Origin of the sequence: Streptococcus sp. HMSC077D04, assembly GCF_001808785.1 — a bacterium.
GTDB classification, from domain to species: Bacteria; Bacillota; Bacilli; order Lactobacillales; family Streptococcaceae; genus Streptococcus; species Streptococcus mitis_BX.
Genome location: NZ_KV794471.1, coordinates 1 through 299, shown reverse-complemented (window position 1 = coordinate 299; position 299 = coordinate 1). Strand labels below are relative to the sequence as shown.

Genomic DNA, 299 nt, shown 5'->3' with positions numbered 1-299 from the left:
AGTTCTTCACTGATGATAGCATCATAAGGAACCTTGCCATTATAGTAATGATAATGATCTCCATGAGAAGTCACATAACCTTGATCCGTAATCTTGATAACGATTTGCTCGGCATTAATACCTTCTTTTTTACTGACTTCATCAGGTGTCAAAGTCTCTGCCTTTTGGCTTGGTTGGTTGCCATCAATGTATGAAACACGGTTATTTTCTTTTACAGTTTGGGCTTGATGCAAACCTAGTTCATAAGCACAGACACTTAAAACAAGTGCAGCTGCTGACCCAGCTAGATATTTTTTATT

The 299-nt window shown here is 37.8% G+C and carries 1 protein-coding gene; it reads right to left on the bottom strand.

Translation table 11 applies throughout. From position 1 onward, the window contains the following. On the bottom strand, window positions 1-299 hold a 299-nt coding region (locus HMPREF2701_RS01010), incomplete at both ends, for a pneumococcal-type histidine triad protein (protein WP_148130490.1).